This window comes from Kitasatospora sp. NPDC059646, from assembly GCF_042734615.1.
GTDB lineage: Bacteria > Actinomycetota > Actinomycetes > Streptomycetales > Streptomycetaceae > Kitasatospora.
The window spans coordinates 1-1,764 of sequence record NZ_JBHWDS010000010.1 but is presented as its reverse complement, the minus strand read 5'-3'; the positions used below and the strand labels follow the sequence as shown (position 1 = coordinate 1,764).

Annotated in this window: 2 protein-coding genes; one reads left to right on the top strand and one right to left on the bottom strand. The window is 71.4% G+C overall.

Annotation, left to right across the window (positions count from 1 at the left end):
* Window positions 1-105: 105 nt before the first annotated feature.
* On the bottom strand, window positions 106-654 hold the full coding sequence (locus ACFV1L_RS09015; protein WP_380364300.1) for a Dps family protein: 549 nt from the start codon (window positions 652-654) through the stop codon (window positions 106-108).
* A 225-nt stretch (window positions 655-879) separates the two neighbouring features.
* On the opposite strand from ACFV1L_RS09015, the gene ACFV1L_RS09010 reads away from it, so the two are divergent.
* Window positions 880-1,716: an alpha/beta fold hydrolase gene (locus ACFV1L_RS09010; protein ID WP_380364298.1), complete on the top strand. Its 837-nt coding sequence runs from the start codon at window positions 880-882 to the stop codon at window positions 1,714-1,716.
* Window positions 1,717-1,764: the final 48 nt, after the last annotated feature.

The following is a 1,764-nucleotide window of genomic DNA, read 5'->3' as shown; positions in this document are numbered from 1 at the left end:
GGGCAGCTACTTTTTTTTAAACGACACCGCGACCGCCGACCCCTCTCACCCCCACAACCGGCTAAGTGGGCCGCCCCCCCCCGCCCCTCTTCCGCGTTCCCGCCGCTACAGCTCCGGGGTGTCCACCAGGTGCTCGGCGAGGAACCACACCTGGGTCTCGCCGCCGCGGATGATCTGCGACACCAGCAGGTCCTGGGTGCCGTCGTCACCGAGCTCCGCGGTGCGCGCGGCGGCGTCCCGGGCGTCGGTGAGGATCCGCTCGTGCGCGTCCAGCAGCCGCGACAGCATCGAGCGCACGTCGTCGATGCCGTCCGGCGGGCGCGGCACGCCGGTGATCTCGGCCGCGTGGCGCAGGTCGCCGACCGCGACCCCGCCGAGCATCTGCACCCGCTCGGCGAGCGCGTCGACCAGCTCCAGCTGCTCCTGGGCGTGCTTGTCGAACAGCAGGTGCAGCTGGTAGGCCGTCGGGCCGCGCATGCCCCAGTGGTACTTCTTGTAGAGCCCGTACAGGAACTGGGTGTCGGCGAGCACCCGGTTGAGGCGCTGCGCCGAGTACTGGCGCGCGTCGTGCGACAGCGCGATCGGCAGCTGCGTGACGGTGCCGAACTCCTGGACGGCGGGCCCGCGCTGGTGCAGGCGAGGCTGGCTGGACATGGTTCTCCCGGAAGTCGTCGCGATCAGGTCCGGATCAGCGTAGGAACCCCGGCCCCGCGGCCTGTCCCGTCCGCGCACGGGCTGCGGCCGCAGGGCGCACGGCGGCCGACGGACCGTCACGGCACTCTGGGACGAAGGGGTGTGCTCTCCCGGACGATCCGCCCGCGCCGTCCGCTCCTAGCGTGGGAGTCGTCCGCAAGACCGTTCCGAACGAAGGCAACTGCCATGCCGTACATCACCGTTGGCCAGGAGAACAGCACCACCGTCGACGTCTACTACGAGGACCACGGCACCGGGCAGCCGGTCGTCCTGATCCACGGGTTCCCGCTGAACGGGCACTCCTGGGAGCGTCAGGCCGCCGCCCTGCTCGACGCCGGCTACCGGGTCATCACCTACGACCGCCGCGGCTTCGGGCAGTCCTCGCAGCCGACCACCGGCTACGACTACGACACCTTCGCCGCCGACCTGAACACCGTGCTGGAGACCCTGGACGTGCGCGACGCCGTCCTGGTCGGCTTCTCGATGGGCACCGGCGAGGTCGCCCGCTACGTGTCCGCCTACGGTTCCGGCCGGGTCGCCAAGGTCGCCTTCCTGGCCTCGCTGGAGCCGTACCTGCTGCAGACCGAGGACAACCCGGAGGGCGCCGCCCCGAAGGAGTTCTTCGACGGCGTCATCGCCGCCGTGAAGGCCGACCGCTACGCCTACTACACCGAGTTCTTCGAGAACTTCTACAACCTGGACGAGAACCTCGGCACCCGGATCAGCGAGGAGGCCCTCCGCAACAGCTGGAACGTCGCCGCCGGCGGCGGCGCGTACGCGGCCTCGGCCGCGCCGTCCACCTGGTACACCGACTTCCGCGCCGACCTGCCGAAGATCGACGTGCCGGCGCTGATCCTGCACGGCACCGGCGACCGCATCCTGCCGGTCGAGAACACCGCCCGGCCGTTCCACCGCGCGCTGCCCGCCGCCGACTACGTGGAGATCGACGGCGCGCCGCACGGCCTGCTGTGGACCCACGCCGAGGAGGTGAACGCCGCACTGCTGGCGTTCCTCGCCAAGTAGTCCGGCCCGGCCGCGACCGACCCGCGCCCGGCGTCCGCACCCGCGGAC

What these genes read in the sequence shown, in the direction of transcription:
- ACFV1L_RS09010 (WP_380364298.1), top strand. Translation starts at nt 880, where the DNA reads ATGCCGTACATCACCGTTGGCCAGGAGAACAGCACCACCGTCGACGTC.
- ACFV1L_RS09015 (WP_380364300.1), bottom strand. Translation starts at nt 654, where the DNA reads ATGTCCAGCCAGCCTCGCCTGCACCAGCGCGGGCCCGCCGTCCAGGAG.